The 19,450-nt window shown below is 55.0% G+C and carries 10 protein-coding genes; 5 read left to right on the forward strand and 5 right to left on the reverse strand.

Going from position 1 to position 19,450, the window contains the following annotated elements:
* Complete coding sequence (locus NQH49_RS22515) at nucleotides 1-2,700, reverse strand: cation-transporting P-type ATPase (RefSeq protein ID WP_256698953.1); 2,700 nt, start codon at nucleotides 2,698-2,700, stop codon at nucleotides 1-3.
* Nucleotides 2,701-3,207: 507 nt separating this feature from the next.
* Between NQH49_RS22515 and NQH49_RS22520 the strand changes: the two genes are divergently transcribed.
* Nucleotides 3,208-4,296, forward strand: coding sequence for an efflux RND transporter periplasmic adaptor subunit (locus tag NQH49_RS22520; RefSeq protein WP_256698954.1), 1,089 nt, complete (start codon nucleotides 3,208-3,210; stop codon nucleotides 4,294-4,296).
* A complete protein-coding gene (locus tag NQH49_RS22525) occupies nucleotides 4,296-7,340 on the forward strand; it encodes an efflux RND transporter permease subunit (protein WP_256698955.1) in 3,045 nt (1,014 codons plus the stop codon). The genes NQH49_RS22520 and NQH49_RS22525 overlap by 1 nt, the downstream gene beginning before the upstream one ends.
* A 69-nt stretch (nucleotides 7,341-7,409) precedes the next feature.
* Here the strand turns inward: NQH49_RS22525 and NQH49_RS22530 are convergent, their stop codons facing one another.
* Together NQH49_RS22530 and NQH49_RS22535 are read right to left on the reverse strand one after the other, a co-directional pair.
* Nucleotides 7,410-8,450 carry an AI-2E family transporter gene (locus NQH49_RS22530; protein WP_256699156.1) on the reverse strand — a complete coding sequence of 347 codons (1,041 nt, stop codon included), beginning with the start codon at nucleotides 8,448-8,450 and terminating at the stop codon, nucleotides 7,410-7,412.
* A gap of 117 nt (nucleotides 8,451-8,567) precedes the next feature.
* On the reverse strand, nucleotides 8,568-11,255 hold the full coding sequence (locus tag NQH49_RS22535; RefSeq protein ID WP_256698956.1) for a cation-transporting P-type ATPase: 2,688 nt from the start codon (nucleotides 11,253-11,255) through the stop codon (nucleotides 8,568-8,570).
* 760 nt (nucleotides 11,256-12,015) lie between these two features.
* Here NQH49_RS22535 and NQH49_RS22540 point away from each other — a divergent pair.
* Genes NQH49_RS22540 through NQH49_RS22550 form a run of 3 tightly spaced genes read left to right on the forward strand, consistent with a single transcriptional unit; the run spans nucleotide 12,016 to nucleotide 17,125 of the window.
* Entirely contained in the window at nucleotides 12,016-13,101 is a 1,086-nt protein-coding gene (locus NQH49_RS22540; RefSeq protein ID WP_256698957.1) for an efflux RND transporter periplasmic adaptor subunit, read from the forward strand.
* Nucleotides 13,101-16,163 carry an efflux RND transporter permease subunit gene (locus NQH49_RS22545; protein WP_256698958.1) on the forward strand — a complete coding sequence of 1,021 codons (3,063 nt, stop codon included), beginning with the start codon at nucleotides 13,101-13,103 and terminating at the stop codon, nucleotides 16,161-16,163. The genes NQH49_RS22540 and NQH49_RS22545 overlap by 1 nt, the downstream gene beginning before the upstream one ends.
* On the forward strand, nucleotides 16,160-17,125 hold the full coding sequence (locus NQH49_RS22550) for an acyltransferase (protein ID WP_256698959.1): 966 nt from the start codon (nucleotides 16,160-16,162) through the stop codon (nucleotides 17,123-17,125). Before NQH49_RS22545 ends, NQH49_RS22550 begins: the two co-directional genes overlap by 4 nt.
* Here the strand turns inward: NQH49_RS22550 and NQH49_RS22555 are convergent.
* Both NQH49_RS22555 and pagP read right to left on the reverse strand, forming a co-directional pair.
* On the reverse strand, nucleotides 17,112-18,629 hold the full coding sequence (locus NQH49_RS22555) for an alpha/beta hydrolase (protein WP_256698960.1): 1,518 nt from the start codon (nucleotides 18,627-18,629) through the stop codon (nucleotides 17,112-17,114). The two genes, NQH49_RS22550 and NQH49_RS22555, sit on opposite strands and share 14 nt — an antisense overlap.
* Nucleotides 18,619-19,176 (reverse strand): lipid IV(A) palmitoyltransferase PagP, encoded by a 558-nt coding sequence (gene pagP, locus NQH49_RS22560; RefSeq protein ID WP_372340049.1) that lies wholly within the window; start codon nucleotides 19,174-19,176, stop codon nucleotides 18,619-18,621. The genes NQH49_RS22555 and pagP overlap by 11 nt, the downstream gene beginning before the upstream one ends.
* Nucleotides 19,177-19,450: the final 274 nt, after the last annotated feature.

The following is a 19,450-nucleotide window of genomic DNA, read 5'->3' on the forward strand; positions in this document are numbered from 1 at the left end:
TTAACGTGCCAGACGCCAGCCGCGTGTCAGGCGCTTCTCTATCTCCACCAGCACAAAGATCCCAACACTCACCGCCAGTGAAATCAGCCAGTATTTAAACGGCAGCGGCGCGGTGCCAAACAGCGTGTTCATCAATGGTACATAGATAATCATCGCCTGCAGCGCGATAAGCACCACGGTGACCAGCCAGATTCCACGGTTTTTCAGCAAGCCGGCATCCAGCGAGAATCCGTTACTGTTGCGGCAGTTCAGCATGTAAACCCACTGCGCGGTGACCAGCATCTGCAGCAGCACGGTGCGGATGAACTCCGGCGTATAGCCGCGCGGCTGAAGCCAGGCTTCCAGCACGAAGGCGCTAATCGAAATCAGCAGGCCGACGAAAATCACGCGCCAGATGGCGTAACCATCCATCACCGGACTGCGTGCGTTACGCGGCGGTCGGCGCATGATGTTGCGCTCTGCCGGTTCGAATGCCAGACCAAATGACAGCGTCGCCGAGGTCGCCATGTTCATCCACAGAATCTGCACCGGCGTTAGCGGCAGCAGGTTGCCCATCAGAATCGCAATGATGATCAGCAATCCCTGCGCGAGGTTGGTCGGCATGATAAACAGAATGGTTTTCTTCAGGTTATCGTAGACGCGTCGGCCCTCTTTCACCGCTGCCGCGATGGTGGCGAAGTTGTCATCGGCGAGGATCATATCCGCCGCCTCTTTGGTCACTTCGGTGCCTTTGATGCCCATCGCGATACCGACATTAGCCTGCTTCAGTGCAGGCGCATCATTAACGCCATCACCGGTCATACCGACGATCTCACCGCTGCTCTCCAGCGCTTTCACCAGACGCAGCTTATGCTCGGGGCTGGTACGGGCAAAGATGTCGTACTCACGCGCCGCCACGCCCAACTCGGCATCATTCATGTGCTCCAGCTGATAGCCGGTAATCGCAGAATCGCTGTTACCGATGCCCAGCATCTGGCCAATCGCCATGGCGGTTTCCGGGTGATCGCCGGTAATCATCTTCACGCGAATCCCTGCCTGCTGACAGTCGCGAATCGCGGTGATGGCTTCCGGACGCGGCGGATCCATCATGCAAGCCAGGCCCAGCATCTTCATGCCGTTGCGTAAATCCTCATGATCGATGTGGTGCTGCGCTTCCGGCAGCCAGCGCCACGCGGCGGCAACGGTGCGCAACCCTTCGCTGGCGTAGGTGGTGATCGCCGCTTCCCAATACTCGCGATCAATCACTTCCGCATCGGTAGCACCCTGCTGCTGTTGACACAGCGACAGCAACACATCGGGCGCACCGGTCATCAGCAGGCACGGTTTGCCATCAATCAGGCAGCTCACCGCCATGTATTTGTAGGCAGAATCAAACGGCAACTTGCTCAGAATCTGCACCTTGTCACTCTGAATGCCCGCCTTGGCCGCCAGCACTTTCAGCGCCCCTTCGGTTGGGCCACCAACAATGCCCCAGTTGCCGTTGGCATCCTGACGCAGCTGGCTTTCGTTACAGATATCCACCACCTGCAAGAAGCCCTGCATCAGCGCATCGCTCTGCTGGCCGGCTTTAAGGGTGAACTCACCTTTGGGTTCATAACTGTTGCCACTGATGCGCCACTGGCTGTTTGCCAGCACCACCGCTTTCACCGTCATCTCGTTCATGGTCAGCGTGCCGGTTTTATCCGAGCAGATCACCGTCATGGCACCGAGCGTTTCTACGGTCGGCAACTTACGAATGATGGCGTGATTACGCGCCATCGACTGCACGCCGAGCGACAGAATGATCGAGATAATCGCCGGTAAACCTTCCGGCACCGCCGCCACCGCCAGGCTGATCACCGACAGCAGCAGCTCCGTCACCGCGATGTCGCGCAGCAGATAACCAAACACGAACAGCGCAATCATCATCAGCATAATGATGGCGAAGATGGCTTTACCGAGCTTGTCGATCTGCACCAGCAGCGGGGTTTTCGCCTCCTCAATCGAGGAGATCATCGCATTGATGTGACCCAGCTCGGTGTCGCCGCCGGTGGCGATCACCACGCCCAGCGCGGTACCTGAACTGACGGTGGTGCCGGAATAGGCCAGATTCAGGCGATCGCCGAGCGCTTTTTCGCCCTCAAGCGCCACGGTGTTTTTTGACACCACCGTTGATTCGCCGGTCAGGATTGCCTCTTCGACGCGCAGGTTATGCACCTCGCACAGACGCAAATCCGCCGGGATCTTATCGCCAGGACGCAGCATCACCACATCGCCCACCACCAGATCCTGCGTGGCGACGGTGATCTGCTGGCCGTCGCGCAGCACCATGGCATCGCTCGACATCATGTTCTGGATGCTTTTAAGCGACTTTTCGGCGTTGCTCTCCTGAATGAAGCCGATCATCGCGTTGATCACCGCCACGCCGAGAATCACAAAGGTATCCACCCAGTGGCCCATTACCGCCGTGATCACCGCCGCAGCCAGCAGGATATAGATCAGCACATCTTTGAAATGCGCCAGAAAACGCATCAGCAGTGATTTTTCCGCTTTCTGCGGCAGCACGTTCGGCCCGTTGGCGTCGAGTCGTTGCTGGGCATCGTTGGTGCTCAACCCCGCTGGTGAGCTGTTTATTGCGTTAAATACCGCAGCGTTATCCTGCTGATAATAGGGCCGCGCGGATGCCTCCGGACGTTTTGGCTGAATAGGAATAACAGTCATAATTAACCCCGTGCTAATGAATTGAAAATAAAAAAGCGTACGAAAATAAAAAACACATTTTAATTATATTTTCCCGAAGCATACTGACCGTGGTCATGTTTTTATCGATTCAGAAATGTGATGCTAATAGTGATAGCACTGATTTCGCAGCGTTATTATTTAAACGAAAATAGAAAGAGTGCGTAACGCATATTAATTTTAGTTTCATCACGGAATCTATTATTCATAGGGAGAATTATTATGAATAAAATACATAACCTGACAATACCGATGATTATTTCCTTTATTATCATTGCGGTATCCTCAGCTACCGCCATCGGCTTACTCTCTTACCATGTGGTTTCGCGCATGGTGGCATAATTGATTTCGCCATGCACAGCTAAATTAAACCAAGGTTAAACACACAAAATTCATTTCCTCTAATGGCCCTTATTTTGCTGAGGGTCATTATTCCCTCCTTCAGACAATGGCATATTCCCGCCCTTTCTCTCTTATTGAGGCTGGGGCATGAATAATTGGCCAGTGCTGGGCGCACTTCTAATTTGTTTGGTTTTGATCGGTTGTGACAATAAAAGCGGTGATGAAATCAGCGCACCGCGCGTAATTAAAGCGCTAACGCTGACGGAAAATACCACAGAAAAAGTCAGGATATTCCCGGCGCGTATTTCAGCGGGCGACTACACCGAACTGGCCTTTAAGCGTACCGGCCGACTGGCACAGTTGCAGGTACGTGAAGGCAGCCATGTTAAGGCTGGCGAGGTGATTGGCCGACTGATCGATACCGATGCGCAGCTGCGGGTCAACGATCAGCAGAACAGATTCCTGCTGGCAGATCGCCAGTATCAACGCTTCAGTGCGCTGGCCACGCGCAGTGCGGTTTCGCAGGCGGATAGGGATGTGCAAAAGGCGAATCGCGACTCCGCCGCCGTGGCGCTCAACATCGCCAAAGAGGAGCTGGATTATCACACTTTGCGCGCCCCCTTTGACGGCATCATCACCAGCGTGGCATCGCAAAATCATCAGGTGGTCGCCGCCGGACAAACGGTGGCGGTGATCAGCCGCAACGATGTGCTGGATGTGATTTTTAGCGTGCCGGAAAACCTGTTCACCAGCCTCGACGTGCAGAACGTAAGTTATCAGCCAGAGATCAGCCTGAATGCGCTGCCGGGCCGGACGTTTCGCGCAGCATATAAAGAGCATCGCGCAGAAGCTGATGCCGCCACGCTAACCTGGCAAGTGGTGCTGACCATGCCGCGCCCGACGGATTTACCGCAGGTCAGCGGCTTAAGCGGCACGGTGAAAGTGCAAATGCATAATCTGCCCACTTCCGGTGGCACGCCACTGCTGCGCGTGCCCGCCAACGCGGTGTTTAACCCGGATCACAGCCTGCCGAATCAGCCTTACGTGTGGCTGGTGAGCGGTGAAGGCGATGCGCTTAACGTTCAGCAGCAGCCGGTGGTGGTGGGAAAACTCAACGCGCAGGGCATCGAAATTCTCTCCGGCTTGAAAGTGGGCGATCGCATTGTGGTGGCGGGCGTCAGCGATCTGCGTGATGGTCAGGCGGTGCGCCTGTGGACACGCGAGCGAGGTCTGTAATGCGACTGCTGGAACAGTTTCTCAAATATCCGATTCGCAGCTGGCTGGTGATCCTGCTGCTCGGCGTGGGCGGTATTTTTGCGCTACTCAATATTGGCCGCCTGGAAGATCCGCTTTTCACCATCAAATCGGCGGTGATCGTGACGCACTATCCCGGCGCATCGGCGCAGCAGGTGGAAGAGGAAGTCACGCTGCCGCTGGAGAACGCCTTGCAGCGTTTGCCATCGCTCGACAACGTCAGTTCGATTTCCAGCAACGGCTTGTCGCAGATCACCGTTACGATTCACAGCCACTATCGCGCCGATGACTTGCCTCAGGTGTGGGATGAACTGCGTCGCCGCGTTGACGATGCCACACGCCAGTTTCCGCCCGGCGTCAGCGCACCGCTGGTGAATGACGACTTCGGCGATGTGTACGGCTACTTCTTTACCCTGTCGGGCGAGCACTTCACCAATAGCGAGCTGCGTACCTACGCCGATCAGCTGCGGCGTGAACTGAATCTGGTGCCCGGCGTGGCGAAAGTGGCGATTGCCGGTATCGAGCAGGAGCAGGTGAATATCACGCTCTCCAGCCAGAAGATGGCGGCACTGGGTGTGACGCCGCAGCGCGTGGCCGCCCTGCTCAATAGCGTTAATGCCGTTTCCGATGCGGGCCAGATTCGCCTCGGTAATGAAGCCATCCGTTTCCATCCCACCGGCGAATTTCAGTCGCTGGACGAAATCGGCGCGCTACCCATCTCTGCGCCCGGCAGCAGCCAGCAAGTGTTGCTGCGCGATATCGCCACGCTCAGCTATGGCGTGACCGACCAGCCGGGCAATCTCTATCAAGCGAACGGCAACGCCGCGCTGGCGATGGGCGTTTCCTTTGCGCCTGGCGTCAACGTCATCGACGTCGGCGAGGCGTTAAGCGCCAAAATCCAGCAGCATCAGCAGGCCAAACCGCTCGGCATCGATCTGAATGTGTTTTATAACCAGGCGCAGGAAGTGAAGCAGTCGGTGGATGGCTTCATCAATAACTTCCTGATGGCATTGGCGATTGTGGTGGGCACGCTGCTGCTGTTTATGGGTGTCCGCAGCGGCATGGTGATCGCCGCCTCGCTGGCGCTCAATGTGCTGGGCACGCTGTTGATCATGTATCTGTTCAAGCTCGAGCTGCAGCGCGTATCGCTGGGTGCGCTGATTATCTCACTCAGCATGCTAGTGGATAACGCCATCGTGGTGGTGGAAGGCATTAAAGTCGATCGTCAGCGCGGTAAGCCGCTGCAACAGGCGATGATGCAGATGGTAAAACGCAGCGCGCTGCCGCTGCTCGGCGCTACGGTGATCGCCATCATTGCCTTCGCACCGATTGGGTTATCGCAGGATTCCACCGGCGAATACTGTCAATCGCTGTTCCAGGTGCTGCTGATTTCTCTGTTGCTCAGCTGGATCACCGCGCTGACGCTGACGCCGGTATTCGTGCAGTGGATGGATGGTCGTCAGGCGATCAGCAAGGATACCACGCAGCCGTATCAGGGCGTACTGTTCCGCCTGTATCGCCGTGTGCTCACCACGCTGATGCGCTTCCGCATTACCACGTTGGTGCTGATGGTCGCGTGTCTGGCCGCCTCGATCTATGGCTTCGGTTACGTGAAGCAGAACTTCTTCCCTGCCTCCAATACGCCGATTTTATTTACCGATCTGTGGCTGCCGTATGGCACCGATATCCATTACACCGCGCAAACCGCGCGCGAAATTGAAGGCTGGATCAACCAGCAGCCAGGCGTCACCAGCACCGTGACCACCATCGGTCAGGGCGCAATGCGGTTTACGCTGACCTACGATGCGACACGTCAGTATAGTAATTACGGACAGATTATGGTGCGCGTGCAGGACGCGAAGCAGCTGGAAACGCTGGCGCAGCAGACCGAGCAGCACATCCGCGATCATTTCCCTCACGTAACGGAGCGCATCAAACGCATCAATTTCGGCAGTGCCAGCGACAGCGCGATTGCGTTACGCGTCACCGGCCCCGATCCCATTATGCTGCGGCAGATTGCCAGCCAGATAGACGACATTTTCCTCGCCGAAGGCAGCGCATTTCCCCCGCGTAATGACTGGCAGGCGCGCAGTAAAGTGATCCGTCCGCAGTATTCGCCGCTGCGCGGTCAGGAGCTGGGCGTGGACAAGCGCGATATCGACCGGGCGCTGCGTATCAACTTCAGTGGCGATAGCGTTGGCTTACTGCGCGAAGGCTCACGCATGATGCCGATCATGCTGCAAACCTCAGAACATGAGCGGCAGAATATCGATCATCTTGGCAATATTCAGGTATGGAGTCAGGCGCAGCAGCGCTATGTGCCGCTGGCCAATCTGGTGAGTGATTTCCAGCTGGAATGGGAAGACCCGCTGATTATGCGTCGCGACCGCATGCGCGTCTTAACGGTGCAAACCGATCCCGATCCCGCCAGCGGCCGCACCGCCGCAGAGATTGTGGCGCGCGTGCAGCCGGCCATCGATCAGTTGAGCTTGCCCGCTGGCTATCATCTGGAATGGGGCGGCGAGCTGGAGAGTTCCCGTGATGCCCAAAGCGGCCTGCTCGGATCGCTGCCGTTAGGTTTCCTCGCGATGTTTGTGATTACCGTGCTGATGTTTAATTCGCTGCGTGATGCGCTGGCGATCTGGATTACCGTGCCGCTGGCGTTGATTGGCGTCACCTGCGGCTTCCTGCTCACCGGCATTCCTTTTGGTTTTATGGCGTTGATCGGTTTGCTGAGTTTGTCGGGCATGTTGATTCGTAACGGCATCGTGCTGGTTGAGGAGACGCGCCAGCTGGCGCGGCATCAGCCGTTGCAGCAAGCGATTCTCGATGCCGCAACCTCGCGTCTGCGCCCGATTCTGCTCACCGCCTTCACCACCGTGCTCGGCCTGTTACCGCTGCTGCGCGATGTGTTTTTCCAGAGCATGGCGGTAGTGATTATTTTCGGTCTGGGATTCGCTACGGTGCTAACGCTGCTGGTGTTGCCAGTGCTGTATCAGAGTTTTTATCCGGATAAGAAGGTTTGATGCTTGGGGTTGAGGTCGCCATAAATGGCGACCCTACAAAAGCGAGATCGGTGTTCGTAGGGTCGCCATTTATGGCGACCTTTTTGAAATATGCTCTCCCTGCTTTTCGTTTCCTGCACTCGCCAGCAATATCTTTTTCAACATAAACGTCAGCGGAATCGCCAGAATTGCGCCGATGATGCCCAACAGCGATTGCCAGACAAGAAATGCCAACAGCTGTGTGGTAAGCGCCATATTTAATCGTTTGCCCAATAATAGCGGTTCAATCACTGAACTCAGGATTAAATTCAGTGCCACAAAGAACAGCGCGACCACCAATGCAGTTTGGATATCGTACAACATATAACTTTGCAGCACGGGCGGGATGGCCGCCATAAATGAACCCAGCACCGGAATATAGTTGAAGACAAACATCAATACGCCCCAGAAAAAGGCGAACTTCAGGCCAAGAAGATGTGCGCCTGCCCAAACAATAATGCCGCCGACAATACTGGTCAGGGTTTTTACCTGGGCATAAACGATAACGCTTTGCACGCCCTCTTCAAGCGCCACGTAATAGCGCTGATATTTCCCTTCAGCCTGCTTGCGTAACAGGGTTTTCAAATTTTTCATTTCATACAGCATGAAAAACAGCATCAGAAATACCATCAGCCACCAGGAAAGAATGCTCGGTATTTGCGTGAGGAAACCAGTTACAAAGCGCACCACCGCACCCGCATCGACAAACGCCAGCATGTCGTTGGGCGTCAAAACAATGCCCAGATGACTAAACGTCTGCGTCACCGGGTCGAAGCGTTCGGCCAGTAGCTGGGGTGCCTGGCGGCTGAGCTGAATTAAATCGGGGGTTAATACCGTGAGCTTGATGATGGTGAACACAATCACCAGTAACAGCAGCACAATCACCAGCAAGGATGAGAGTAAACGCGGCACGCGTTTTGTTTCCAGCCGACTGATTAATGGGTCGAGCATTATCGCCAGAAACAGCGACAGCATCACCTGATTAATTAACGCTGATGCCAAATAAATACCGGTCAGAATTATGGTCAGCGTGGCGAGAATTAACAGTACGCGCAAAAGTCTTGACCATAAAGGAAACTCGTTCAATCCCATCATTAAGATCCTTCATCCTATACACAATGTATTATAGAGAAAAACCTGTGTGCTGGGCCTTGTTTGAGGTCAAAAACATTCAGGCCGTGATTGCTCCGGCCTGAATGTCACGCGCAATTAATTGATTCTGAATCTCCGCGTTAATGGTTTTTCAATTTCGACAATTAAAAACATCACGAAGCCAATTATCAGAGTAATAATCCAGTAGCGTAACGGTAGCGCGGTGGTGCCAAACAGCAGTTGCATAAAGGGCGCGTAAATAATCAGCAATTGCAGAACCAGCAGCACGCCGCTCACAATCCAGATGCCTTTATTCATCAGCAAGCCTTTGCTGAGTGAGAAACCGTCGGAAACACGGCAGTTCAACATATAGAACCACTGCGCTGTCACCAGCGTTTGTAATAACACGGTACGGATAAATTCCGGCGAATAGCCGCGCGGTTGCAGCCAGGCTTCCAGCACGAAGGCGCTGATGGCAATCATCGAACCAACAAAAATCACGCGCCAGATGGCGAAACCATCCATCACATGCAATTTGGGATCGCGTGGCGGACGACGCATGATGTTGGGTTCACCCGCTTCAAATGCCAGGCCAAAAGAGAGCGTGGCGGAGGTCGCCATGTTCATCCACAGAATCAATACCGGCGTCAGCGGAATTAAGTTACCGGCCAGCAGGGCAATGATGATCAGCAAGCCCTGCGCGAGGTTGGTTGGCATGATGAACAAAATGGTCTTTTTCAGGTTGTCATAGACACGCCGCCCTTCACGCACCGCGCTGGCAATGGTGGCAAAGTTGTCGTCGGTTAACACCATATCGGCGGCTTCTTTGGTCACTTCGGTGCCTTTAATCCCCATGGCGATACCGACATCGGCCTGCTTCAGCGCAGGCGCATCGTTAACGCCATCGCCGGTCATCCCAACCACCTCTTTCTTGCTCTGTAGCGCCTGCACCAGGCGGAACTTATCTTCCGGGCTGGTGCGGGCAAAGATGTCGTACGCCTGCGCCGCCTCGCCGAGTTGGTGATCGTCCATTACTTCCAATTCGCGTCCGGTAATGGCGGTACTGGCGTTACCGATCCCCAGCATCTGCCCAATACTCATCGCCGTTTGCGGATGGTCGCCGGTGATCATCTTGACGCGAATCCCGGCTTGCAGGCAGTCGCCAATCGCGGTGATGGCTTCGGGTCGTGGCGGATCCATCATCCCAGCGATGCCGAGCAGAATCATACCCTGCTGCAGATCCTGATGCGTCAGTTCACTTTGCCCTGGCGTGGCCGGTTTCCAGGCCGCCGCCACCATGCGTAATCCCTCGCGCGCATACTCTTCAATTTTGGCTTCCCACCACGCCAGATCGATCGGTTGCAGCCCGGCTTCGGTTTGCTGCTGCTGACAATGCCTGAACAGCACGTCCGGCGCGCCGGTCAACAATACGCACTCTTCATCGCCGATCAGATAGTGCGTCGACATGTATTTGTATTGCGAATCGAAGGGGATTTTATTGCGCAGTTCGGTGGTAACTGAAGGCAGATGTCCTTTGGCGGCCAGCACTTTGAGCGCGCCTTCGGTCGGGCCGCCGGTGATTTTCCACAGGCCGCTTTCATCTTTGATCAGCTGGCTGTCGTTACACAGATCGATGGTGCGCAGATAGCGCTCCAGTATCGAACCCTGTGCCACTTTCACCGGCACGGTGTCATCGGCTTTATGGATGGCGCCCACCGGTTCATAGCTGACGCCATCAACGCGGTAGATCTGATCGGCGGTGATAATCGCCTTCACCGTCATTTCATTCATGGTCAGCGTGCCGGTTTTATCCGAGCAGATCACCGTCATCGCGCCCAGCGTTTCCACGGTCGGCAGCTTGCGAATGATCGCCTGCTGCTTCGCCATGGTTTGCACGCCAAGCGACAGAATGATCGAAATAATCGCCGGTAATCCTTCAGGAACCGATGCCACCGCGAGGCTGATCAGTGACAGCATCAGCTCGGAAACCGGCATGTCGCGGAACAGCAAGCTGAAGACAAACAGCGCGGCCATCATTGCCAGGATGATCAGGAAAATCGCTTTACCGAGTTTATCCATTTGCACCAATAGCGGTGTGCGGTGCTTTTCGATGTCGGACATCATCTGGTTGATGTGGCCAAGTTCCGTGGCGCCGCCGGTGGCGATCACCAGCCCTTTTCCGCCGCCCGAACTGACGGTGGTACCGGAGAACAGCAGATTGGTGCGGTCGCCGAGCGGCAGCTCGCCGGTCAGCGCGTCCGTGCCCTTCTCCACCACGGTGGATTCGCCGGTCAGAATCGCTTCTTCAACGCGCAGGTTATGCGCCTCAATCACGCGCAGATCCGCCGGAATGCGGTCGCCGGCGCGGATCACCACCACATCACCCGGCACCAGCGCGGTGGTGGGCAGCGTTTCGTGATTGCCGGCGCGGATCACCACGGTTTCGCTGGAGAGCATATTGCGAATACTTTGCAGGGATTTTTCCGCGTTGCTCTCCTGAATATGTCCAATCAGGGCATTCACCACCGCGACACCAAGGATCACCAGCGTATCGACCCAGTGTCCCATTACGGCAGTCAGCAGTGCGGCGGCGAGCAGAACATAGATGAGAACATCGTTAAAGTGGGCGAGAAAACGCAGCCAAACCGGCTTGCCGGGTTTCTGTGGCAGAGCATTTTCCCCGTACTGTGTTAAGCGCGCCGCCGCTTCAGCACTACTGATTCCCTCGCTGGAACTTTGCGTACTGGCCAGCGTTTCATCGACAGAAAGTTGATAATAGGTACTTTCCGGTTTAGCAGTATTCATCGCTTTCTCCTCAAATCCTGTTTCGGAAATCAAGGCGGTGATATCCCGTGATTAACAAGTCGCCATTGAACGAAAAGATCAGACCTGACTTACCCGTCGAGTGAAGCGGTCCGTTTCAGATTGAAATATATGTAATTAATCGCTGCTCAGCGGCAGTGGAGCAGCCGTATTTTCTATACGAAATTGAAAGTCTTTTGGAAAATGAACGCTATAAACGTAGCACAGGGATATTCAACACATTCATTTCTCAATAAAAGTCGCGAGGCGGAAGCCATTTATCTCATCAGACTAATCCGATCGCGGAGAATAATAAAAATATAGTGTGATAATTCATAAGGCTGGCTGTTTTTAAGCAAATAATGAGGTTATTTTAAGCAAGTGTTTTATCCTGCTTTCGTGGTTTTTAAATCTTTTTATTAGATATTTAACGAATTTAAATACTGTTTATTTCGTCAAAAATATTACAAGCTATCTGCCTTTACTTTTTTTGACATCTGCGTCTATGCTCATCGATAACAAAAACATCCCGTTAATACTTCTCACCTTTTAGGGCGATGGCGCAGTTTTTCTGTGGTCATGGTTAATGGAGGCAACGATGTATGGTTATAGCCTGCTCCGTCTGAGTCTTTATGTTGTCATTGCAATCGTTACCTGCTCCGCCGTAGGACTATTCACTTATGCGGTTGTTTCTATGCTTGGTAATTAAATTATCCACTCAAATAATGCCAACAATGGATTCGTTGTTGCTGAGGATAAAACAGTGACTCGTTATATTACGCTGGTTGCCATTGTTATATTGATAACAACTGGTTGCGATCAAAAAACACAGGAAGTCACGCCACCGCCGCGCATGGTTAAAGTCGTTGAGGTTATGGCTTCCGGCGAATCTCAACAACGCATCTTCCCGGCACGCATTGAGTCCGGCGACTCCACCGATTTGTCGTTTAAACGTGCTGGACAAATTGAATCGCTGGATATTCGTCAGGGCAATCGCATTGAGCAGGGCCAGCTCATCGCCAGGTTAACGGCGCGTGAAGCACAGCAGCGCGTCAATGAACGACAAACCGCCGCCACTCTCGCCCAACGGCAATTTGACCGCTTCCAAACGCTATCCGGTCGTCAGGCGATTTCAAAGGCAGAAATGGATGTGCAGCGTGCCAACCGCGATGCGGCGAATGCTGCACTACAGATTGCCCGTGAAGAGCTCAGCCAAATGACGCTGACTGCGCCGTTCACTGGCGTGGCCGCCGCCGTCAACGTTCGCAATCATCAGGTGGTCGCCGCCGGACAGACCATCGCCACGTTGACCCGCAACGATCTGCTCGACGTGGTGTTCAGCGTGCCGGAAAACCTGTTTACCACGCTGGATATGCGCAATCTGAGCTATCGCCCGGTGGTGCGCATCAACTCGCTGCCGGACCGCGAATTCCAGGCCGATTACAAAGAGCACACCAACAGCAGTAACACCAACTCGCTGACCTGGCAGATCATTTTAACCATGCCGCGTCCGGACGATTTTCCCGCAGTGGGCGGCGTCAGTGGCACGGTGACGATTAACCTCGCCAATCTGCCCGCCAACGTGAACCGCGAATCGCTGGTGGTGCCGGTGGAAGCGGTGTTCAATCCCGATAACAGCCAGCGCAATGAGCCGCACGTCTGGGTGGTGCAAGGCAGTGGCGATCAGCTGACGTTAGAGGATCGTAAAGTCAGCGTGGGTGAAGTGACCGATCGCGGCGTGGTGATCACCGCCGGGCTGCATGCCGGTGAGCGCGTGGTCGCTGCTGGCGTCAATGAGCTGCATGCTCAACAACCGGTTCGCATCTGGACGCGTGAGCGGGGGCTGTGATGGATATTTCCCGGCAGTTTATCGATAATCCGGTCCGCGTCTGGCTGGCGATTCTGTTATTGGGCGTCGGCGGTATTTTTGCTCTGCTCAATATTGGTCGTCTCGAAGATCCGGCGTTTACCATTAAAACGGCGGTGGTTGTCACCCACTATCCCGGCGCGTCTGCCCAGCAGGTGGAAGAGGAAGTCACTTTACCACTGGAAAATGCGCTGCAGCAGTTGCCTTATCTGGACAATGTCAGCTCCATCTCCTCCAACGGACTGTCGCAGATTACAGTGAACATTGACTCGCGTTACCACTCAAACCAGTTGCCGCAAATCTGGGATGAACTGCGGCGCAGAGTCGGCGATGCGGCGCGTTTCTTTCCTCCCGGCGTGGCCGCGCCGTTCGTTAACGATGATTTTGGCGATGTGTTTGGTTTCTTCTTCGCTATCTCTGGCGACAACTTCAGCAACCCGGAACTGGTGCAATACGCCGAACAGCTGCGTCGTGAACTGGTGCTGGTGCCGGGCGTCGGTAAAGTGGCGCTGGGCGGCGTGATCCCGCAGCAAATTAATATCGATGTCTCCTTAACGATGATGGCCGCGCGTGGCATTACGCTGCCGCAGCTCGCCAGCGTGCTAAGTCGGCTCAACGTGGTCTCCAATGCGGGCGACATCAAAGCCGGCACGGAATCGATCCGTCTGCATCCAACCGGCGAGTTTCAGAACATCGAGGAGTTGAGCGACTTGCTGGTCAGCCCGCCGGGCGATCACGCCACCACCCGATTGCGCGATATCGCCTCGCTATCGCGCGGGCTGAGCGAATCGCCTTCCAGCATTTACCTCGCCAGCGGACGTCCGGCGGTCACCATGGGAATTTCGTTTGTTCCCGGCGTGAATGTCATTGATGTCGGGCGCGCGCTGGAGGCCAAACTGCAGCAGATGTCGGCAGAAAAACCGGCGGGCATCCAGATCAATGTGTTTTACGATCAGGCAGCGGAAGTGGCGCATTCGGTTAACGGCTTTATTGCTAACTTCCTGATGGCGCTGGCGATTGTGGTTGGCGTATTGCTGATTTTTATGGGCGTGCGCAGCGGCATTATCATCGCGCTGTCGCTGGCGCTCAATGTGCTGGGCACGCTGCTGATCATGTATCTGTGCGGCATTGAGTTGCAGCGCATCTCGCTGGGTGCGCTGATTATTGCGCTGAGCATGCTAGTGGATAATGCGATTGTTATTGTCGAAGGCGTACTGATCGCGCGTCAGCAAAATTCACCGCTAATGACAACCATCAACTTTGTCATTCGCCGCACCGCCTTCCCGCTGCTGGGCGCGACGATTATCGCCATCCTGGCGTTTGCGCCGATTGGTCTATCGCAGGATTCCACCGGCGAGTACTGTAAATCCCTGTTCCAGGTGCTGCTGATTTCCCTGCTGCTGAGCTGGTTCTCGGCGCTGACCATCACGCCGGTGCTGATCAAATGGTGGCTGTTCAAAGCGCAGGCACCGACCAAAGCGGCAGCCGAGGTTTCGCCTTACAACGGCGGTTTTTATCGTCTCTATCAGCGCATGCTCAAGGTGCTGCTCAGGCAAAAAACTGTCACGCTTGCGCTGATGGCGGTGCTGCTGGCGCTGGCGATTTGGGGCTTTGGATCGGTACGGCAAAACTTTTTCCCTTCGGCCAATACGCCGATCTTCTTCGTCGATCTCTGGCTGCCGTACGGCACCGACATCAACGCCACCGAGCAGATGGCCAGCGACATTGAAAAATCGATCACCAGTCAAAAAGGCGTGGTGTCCACCGTCACCACCATCGGCCAGGGCAGCATGCGCTTTATCCTCACCTACAACGGGCAACGCCAGTACAGCAATTACGCGCAGATCATGGTGCGCATGGACGATCAGCGCAATATCGCTGCGCTGTCACACCGCATTGATGCCTATATTGCGCGCCAGTATCCGCAGGTCAACTCCAGCACCAAACGGGTGATGTTTGGTCCTTCGGGCGGCAGCGCAATTGAGGTGCGGATTAAAGGTCCCGATCCCGACAGAATGCGCCTGATCGCCAGCCAGGTTGGCGACATCCTCACCGCCGATCCCGCCACTGACACCGTGCGCAATGACTGGCAAAACCGCAGCAAGGTTATTCGTCCGCAGTTCAATCTGGCGCTGGGCCGCGAGCTGGGCGTCGATAAACAAGACGTGGATAACGCGCTGGAGATGAATTTTACCGGCAGCCGCGTCGGGCTGTACCGTGAAGGCGCTGACCTGCTGCCGGTGATCGTGCGGCCACCGGCCAGTGAACGGCAGGACGCTAATCATCTCAATAACGTGTTGGTGTGGAGCCAGAGCCAGCAACAGTACATCCCGCTCAGCAACGTGGTAAGCGGCTTTACGCTGCAATGGGAAGATCCGCTGATTCTGCGCCGCGATCGCAGCCGGGTGCTCACCGTGCAAACCGACCCGAATCCGCTCAGCAACGATACTTCGGGGGATATTGTGGCGCGCGTGAAGCCGCAGATTGAGCAAATCCCGCTGCCGCACGGCTACAGCATTGAGTGGGGCGGCGATGCGGAGAGCTCCAGTGAAGCGCAGCAAGGCGTGTTTACCTCGCTGCCGCTGGGCTATTTAGTGATGTTCGTGATCACCGTGCTGATGTTTAGCTCGCTGAAAAACGCTGTCGCCATCTGGCTGACGGTGCCGCTGGCGCTGATTGGCGTGACGCCGGGCTTTTTGATCACCGGGATTCCGTTCGGCTTTATGGCGCTAATCGGCCTGCTTAGTCTGAGCGGCATGCTGATTCGTAATGGCATTGTGCTGGTCGAAGAGATCGAACAGCAGAAACTGTTAAAGCCGCAGGCTGAAGCGATCATCTACGCCGCCACTTCGCGTCTGCGCCCAATTCTGCTCACCGCCTTTACCACCGTGCTCGGGCTGGCGCCGCTGCTGCGCGATGTGTTCTTCCAGAGCATGGCGGTGGTGATCATGTTTGGCCTAGGCTTTGCTACGGTGCTGACGCTGCTGGTGCTGCCGGTGATTTATGCCTGCTTCCATCGTCAACAGGTAGCTAGCGCATCATGAATGTGACCGGCCTCAACGTGATTAAAACGCTGGGATGTATGACGGCGGTGACGTTTTTTACCGTGTACAACACCTGGGATCGCTACGATTACGATTATCACTGGATTCTGGCGTTTCTGACCTTTATCTCCACCATCGCCACGCCGCTGTTTTTTGTCGTCGCCGGGATTATGGATGCCCGTTCCGAGCAGGATGTTAACTGGCAGATGGGCAAGATCCGCAATCTGGTGATTGTGTTTCTGTTCTGGATGACGGTTTATTACCTGTGGGAACCCTATCAGCGCGGCTACCTGATTCAGCCATGGTTCGTCTTTTCGTTCATTATTATCTACAGCTTTCACCCGCTGATGCTGTGGCTCAGCCAGCATCGGCGCGCGTTCATTGGGCTGGTGTTTGCGCTGTTAGCCTTTTCGTATGGCTACGATTTGCTGGCGGTACTGCATCCGGAGGATCCGCTGTTCCGGCTTGAGCCGCAGTATCGGCTCTGGACCTGGCTGCTGTTTTATTTAACCGGTCAGTTGCTGTGCGATCCGCTGATTAATGACTGGATGGAGCGTAAAAAGGTGGCGCGCGGCGCGGTGATCGCCCTGCCCTTTATCTACCTGTTTACCTGGTTTTATGAGCAGCACTTCTTTTTTGCGCTATTCAAAGCCGATCGCAATGCCTTTATTCTCACCGGCTCGCAGATCTATCTGCTGGTGGTGGTGCTGGTGATCGCCGCCAGCCAGGTGCGCTTTCGACGCAATGCGATAGTCAAAGAGACCATTCTGGCGGCCATCAGTAAAACCATGACCGGCGTTTATATCCTGCACTACTCGGTTTTCCATCTGCTCACCGCGCTGATTCCGATCACCTCGCTGGCCACCAAACTGACGCTGATTGCCGTGACCTTCGCTGCTTCGGTGCTGCTCTCCAAACTGATCCTCGCCAGCGGCTGGCTGAAAAAAGTCATAATGCTTTAAAGCACGCCGGCAGATTGGGCTGACTGCTGCAATCAATGCGCTCTTTTATTTTCAGCATCATGTAATCAAAAAACGGATTAGAGGTGTTGCGCATTAGCGTATCCAGCCCAACGATCAGGCTGGCGGTTTCACCGCGCAGCGAGATGGTACCGAAGCTAATGCCATAGCGATTCTTCTCCGTCGGCTCGCGACCATACAGCGAGTCGCTGAGCGGGAACGGCACGGCAATATGCGATAACGAATAGGTATCCTGCGGCCAGGCTTCATGCATTGAACGCACGATCTCTTGTGTCTGATCCGCTGGCGTCATGCGCGCCACGGTTTGATAGGTGGTCGGTGACGCGTTAGTGATCACCGTTGAGGCATAGCGGCGCGGCGCAGGCGGCAACAAATCATTGACCGCCGAATAGAGCGCTGGCCTAAACAGCGCGCGTAAGTTCGCGGCCTGGTTTACATCGAACATCACCAGTTCACTGCCGTTGTCCGGTAAATAGCGGTAGAACGCATTGACCACCGCGCGGGTGCTGACGGTGGAATCCAGCACCGACTGGAAAGTCAGCACTGGCGGAAACGCCGTCATATTGCCGCCGCGAATCACATGCAGCAGCTGATCCTGCATCGCCTGAGTCAGCAACCACGATTGACGCGCCGCGCGCACCGGAAACGAGTTGTATTTAAAGGGATTGTATTCCGGGATGATACTCAGCCACGCCGCTTTGGCAAAGCCAGGAATGATGGCGGGCCAGCCGGCTAATCCGGCAAAGCGTGCATAAGCGGTGACGCCAATCATCGGCGACAGCAATACCAACTGTTGCGGCTTCCGCAGCGCGTTATTCTGCAGCGTATCAAGGCTGTATTTCACCGCCAGCGCACCGCCGTTCGAGTATCCAACCAGATGCAAAGGCACGTTGCTGCCCGCCAGGCGCGTCGCTTCCCGCACCGCCAGGCGGGTTGCCGCCATCCACATTTGCCAGTCAACTTTGGTAAGCGAACCGGGCGCCGTGCCATGTCCCGGCAGGCGCGGCACCACCGCCACAAAACCCTTCTGCTGATACGCCTGCGCCAGATAGCGCATGCTGTAGGGCGAATCGGTTAATCCATGCAGCAGCACCACCGCGCCTTTCACTTCGCCCTCTGGTTCAAGGATGTAAGAACGGTTCCAGTCGGTGTCGAATCGCGCCGGATAAACCGGGCTTTGTGTGTTGAAGCGATTGAGTGCCGTTTTCTCATCGTCACCGAGTTGATCGGTCACGTTGATTTTCATGTCGTGGAAAATCGCCGCTTCACGCGTCAGATAATCCGCGAAGCTGGCACGATCGATCTCATCCACCGACATTTCATCCGCCGACCACGTATGCCAGCGATGCAGTGGCGGTCCCTGCTCGGATTGGTAACCACGGATCACCAGGAACATCACCAGCAAAACCAGCAAACCCAAAGCGATGCGCTTAAGGACTTTGCTGATGCGGTCTTTGTGCAACGCGTTGGCGGAATCAGAAGGCATAGCGTACCCAGGCGAACAGCACGTTACCATTGTTGTACGTGCCAGGAATGTAGGTGAACTGCACGTTGAAACGTTTATAACCGGCGGAGAACAGCGGCAAAACAATCGGCAGCGGCACGTAATTGGCGAAGTCATCGCGCGCGGTAATCCCGGCGGTTAACCCAAGTCCAAGACGAAAATCTTGCGCTTGATCCAGATACCAGCCTTTCTCCCAGCCGTATCCGACAATAGGTTGCCATTTGTTATGCGAATCTTTAAACGCCATGGCATAGAGTGCGCTCCAGTTGCCGTCTTCGTTAATGCGAGAGACGCCAAACCCGCCGCCCCACGGCGTTTCATTGTAGTTATCGGTTTTCTCTTTATCGTAGGCGAAGCGGGCATGCCAGCTGATGAAAGGCAGATAGAGATCGTAATACTGCGGTTCCTGCCAGGTTTGTGAAACGTCCTGCTTTAGCCACTCCCAGCCATCGCTGATTGAGTTGGCCGCTGTGGCCGGACAGACAAACAGGGCCAGAGAGAGCAACCAGGCCGCCTGAAGAGTTCGCATCATGTATGCCTCTGAAATTCACCGCCACGAAAAGGAGTGGAAAAGCTGATGTGCTCTAAAGCAGATCAAGCCACTTAACCGGTTAGATTATAGTTGCTTGTTATTGCTATAGGAAATGACCTGGATTAGCTGTGATCGCGTTTTCAACCAAAAGCACGTGAAAGGGATATGTCGATAAAATCGACTTTTATCGACATATGGCCTCAACATGTTTACGCCATCGACACGTTAAACGCATATGTCGATAAAATGCGTTTTTTAAACATTTCGGATG

It is taken from the genome of Pantoea trifolii, from assembly GCF_024506435.1.
GTDB lineage: Bacteria > Pseudomonadota > Gammaproteobacteria > Enterobacterales > Enterobacteriaceae > Pantoea > Pantoea trifolii.